This is a genomic window from Polynucleobacter sp. 39-46-10, from assembly GCF_002282275.1.
Window position 1 is genome coordinate 1 of record NZ_NCJB01000244.1, and the last position, 3,742, is coordinate 3,742.

Sequence of the window (3,742 nt, forward strand, 5' to 3'; positions counted from 1 at the left end):
CGATTGGTTTTGCCACTATTCGTGGTGGAGATATTGTGGGTGATCACACCGTCTTATTTGCAGGCGAGGGCGAGCGCATTGAGATTAGTCACAAGTCTTCTAGCCGTCAGTCTTATGCGCAAGGTTCATTGCGCGCTGCACGCTTCTTACAGACTCAGAATTCCGGCTTGTATGACATGCAAGATGTTCTTGGCCTGCGTAAATAAAAAAAAGTAAGTTGAGTAAATCTGAATAGAAGAAAAGAGTTGTATTGAATGAGTAAGGATTACGATCACCGCAGTATTGAAGCTGCAGCGCGAGCTGATTGGGAAAGCGCACAAGCTTACAAGGTTGCCGAGAATGCTTTAGATGCTTCCGGTAAACCAAGGCCAAAATACTATGCTTGCTCTATGTTGCCCTATCCATCCGGTAAGTTGCATATGGGTCACGTTCGTAACTACACCATCAACGATGTGATGGCGCGTCAGTTGCGCATGCAGGGCTATAACGTACTGATGCCAATGGGTTGGGATGCCTTTGGAATGCCCGCAGAAAATGCGGCGATTCAGAATAAAGTGCCACCAGCTAAATGGACCTACGACAACATTGCTTACATGAAAAAGCAAATGGCAGCTATGGGTCTTGCAATTGATTGGTCGCGTGAAGTGGCTACTTGTAGTCCTGACTACTATCGTTGGAACCAATGGCTCTTTTTGAAGATGCTCGAAAAGGGTATTGCTTATCGCAAGACTCAAGTCGTGAATTGGGATCCAATCGATCAAACCGTATTGGCAAATGAGCAGGTGATCGATGGACGCGGCTGGCGCTCCGGCGCTTTGGTGGAAAAGCGCGAAATCCCGGGCTATTACTTCAATATCACTGCCTATGCAGAGCAATTACTTTCTGGTCTAGATAATTTAGGTTGGCCTGAGCGCGTCAAGACGATGCAGCAAAATTGGATTGGAAAAAGCCGCGGTGTCCGTTTTGCTTTTAAGCATGAGATTGCTGATGCAAACGGTAATTTTGTTCAAGATGGTCAGCTATATGTCTTTACAACCCGTGCTGACACCATCATGGGTGTTACTTTCTGCGCCGTTGCTGCGGAGCATCCATTGGCAGCGATAGCGGCAATCAATAATCCAGAGTTATCTTCATTTGTTGAGAAATGCAAAACCGGTAGCGTAATTGAGGCTGATCTTGCTACTCAAGAAAAAGAAGGTATGTTCACAGGTCTATATGTGACGCATCCACTTACTAATGAGCCAGTACCAGTTTGGGTTGGTAATTACGTGCTGATGTCCTATGGTGATGGCGCGGTCATGGGTGTGCCTGCACATGATGAGCGTGACTTTGCATTTGCCCTCAAATATGACTTACCTATTAAGCAAGTGATCGCTTTGCGCAACCCATCAGATATGTTCAATACTAGCCACTGGCAAGATTGGTATGCGCAGAAGGATGATGTCGTTTGTCTCAATAGTGGCAAATACGATGGCTTATCGCACGAAGAGGCGGTTGATGCAGTAGCAAAAGACTTAGAGCAAATGGACATTGGTGAAATCAAAACCACTTACCGTTTGCGCGATTGGGGTATCTCACGTCAGCGTTATTGGGGAACACCAATTCCGATTATTCATTGTGGCGATGAGAGTAATCCTGGTTGCGGTGCTGTGCCAGTGCCTGAAGCAGATTTGCCGGTAGTGTTACCTGAAGATTGCGTACCAGATGGCAGTGGCAATCCGCTCAATAAGCGTGCTGACTTCCTCAATGTGAAGTGTCCAAAATGTGGCAAGCCTGCACGTCGTGAGACTGACACGATGGATACCTTCGTAGATTCATCTTGGTACTTCATGCGTTACACCGGTCCAGATGCGAAGACTATGGTCGATGAGCGTAACGAATACTGGATGCCGATGGATCAGTACATTGGCGGTATTGAGCATGCGATTTTGCATTTGCTCTATGCACGCTTCTGGACTAAGGTCATGCGTGATCTCAATCTCATTACTTTTGATGAGCCCTTCCAGAACTTGCTGACGCAAGGCATGGTTCTTAACGAGACTTATTACTCTGAGGAAGCATCCGGTAAAAAGACTTGGTTAAATCCTTTGGATGTAGAGCTCGAGTTGGATGAAAAAGGCCGCCCTCAAAGCGCAAAATTGAGGGGTGATGCTTCTGGTGCCCCCGTCATTATTGGTGGCGTTGAGAAGATGTCTAAGAGTAAGAATAATGGCGTTGATCCTCAAGCTTTGATTGATCAATATGGTGCGGATACTGCGCGTTTATTTGTGATGTTTGCTGCCCCTCCTGAGCAACAGTTGGAATGGTCTAGTGCCGGCGTAGAGGGTGCCTCACGCTTCTTGCGCCGTGTTTGGATGTATGCCAGCAGTCAAGCTGATGCAATCCGCGCTGCCTCTGAAGTATTGCCAAGTGATTTAAATGATGCTGAAAAAGAATTGCGTCGTGAAGTCCACACCATTCTGAGGCAGGCTAACTTTGATTATCAGCGTCGTCAATACAACACCGTAGTTTCTGCGGCAATGAAGATGCTGAACGTCTTGGAGCCTGTGAAATTAGGCGACAAGACTACAGTGAGGCCTGCTGTATTGAGTGAGGTTTTAAGTATTTTGATCCGAGTGCTGTACCCAGTGGTTCCGCACTTGACGCATGCTCTCTGGAATGAGATTGGGTGCGATCAATCGTTCGGTACTCTATTGGATGCACCATGGCCTGCAGTAGATGAAGCTGCGCTGATACAAACTGAGCTGACCATCATGTTGCAAATCAATGGCAAGCTGCGCGGTGATATTCGTGTGCCTGCGGATGCTACTAAAGAGCAAATTGAGGCTTTGGCATTACAAAGTGAGCCTGCTATGAAAGCATTAAACGGCGCAGCCCCTAAAAAGGTGATTGTGGTACCGGGTCGCTTAATCAATATTGTTGCTTAGATACTTGCAAATTACTTTGAATAGAAACTAAACACATGCGCGTAAATCAACTTCGACGTACTCTGCTTGGGTTTCTCGCTCTAGCTCCAGTCAGCGGACTGATCGCCTGTGGCTACCGCTTACGTGGCATGGTGGATTTGCCCTACAAAGTCATCGCGATTACTGGTAGCCCATCACCCCCTCTCAGAACGGATCTACAGACAGCTATCTTGACTGGTACTGATGCAAAGGTGGCTATCAATCCCAAAGATGCTGACCTTACTTTAGAAATCACGAGCGATCTGAATGGTCGTGAGATCTTGGCATACAACTCCAATGGTCAGGTCTCTGCATATCGCTTGAGCATACGTGTTAGGTTTAGGGCTTATGACAATGCTGGGGCGGATGTCGTACCTGAAGCGGAGATTTACATGACGCGAGATATGGACTTCTCAGTATCAACAGTTTTGGCGACCGATGTTCAAATGCAGCAATTTCTGTCTTTGATGCGCCGAGATCTTGCTGTGCAAATTCTGCGTCGTGTTGCTGCAACTGCCCGAGTTCAACGGCCTAAAAGTTTTTAAAGAATGACGATCCAATCGCATGGTTAAGAGCGATGCCCTACAGGTTCACTTGAAGTCGCTGAATTCAGCCGCTTCATTAAAGCCCCTGTACATATTTAGTGGTGATGAGCCTCTCCTCATGATGGAGGCGATGGATCAATTACGTGCCACTGCGAAAAAAATGGGTTACACCGACCGCGAAGTTTTATTGCAAGAGCGCGGGTTTGATTGGACTGCCTTATTAAGCGCGGGCCAAACTATGTCTTTGTTTGG

The 3,742-nt window shown here is 47.1% G+C and carries 3 protein-coding genes and 1 pseudogene; all 4 read left to right on the forward strand.

What is annotated here, in order from left to right; genetic code table 11:
• The coding region (locus B7X71_RS13570) for a dihydrodipicolinate reductase C-terminal domain-containing protein (RefSeq protein WP_293601018.1) at positions 1 to 206 on the forward strand (206 nt) is incomplete at its 5' end.
• A 48-nt stretch (positions 207 to 254) separates the two neighbouring features.
• Positions 255 to 2,927: a leucine--tRNA ligase gene (leuS, locus tag B7X71_RS13575; RefSeq protein WP_293601019.1), complete on the forward strand. Its 2,673-nt coding sequence runs from the start codon at positions 255 to 257 to the stop codon at positions 2,925 to 2,927.
• A gap of 35 nt (positions 2,928 to 2,962) precedes the next feature.
• Positions 2,963 to 3,490, forward strand: a complete 528-nt coding sequence (gene lptE / locus B7X71_RS13580) for an LPS assembly lipoprotein LptE (RefSeq protein WP_293601020.1) — start codon at positions 2,963 to 2,965, stop codon at positions 3,488 to 3,490.
• A 19-nt stretch (positions 3,491 to 3,509) separates the two neighbouring features.
• Positions 3,510 to 3,742, forward strand: a pseudogene (locus B7X71_RS13585) (DNA polymerase III subunit delta); the annotation flags it as partial.

What these genes read in the sequence shown, in the direction of transcription:
- leuS (WP_293601019.1), top strand. Translation starts at nt 255, where the DNA reads ATGAGTAAGGATTACGATCACCGCAGTATTGAAGCTGCAGCGCGAGCT.
- lptE (WP_293601020.1), top strand. Translation starts at nt 2,963, where the DNA reads ATGCGCGTAAATCAACTTCGACGTACTCTGCTTGGGTTTCTCGCTCTA.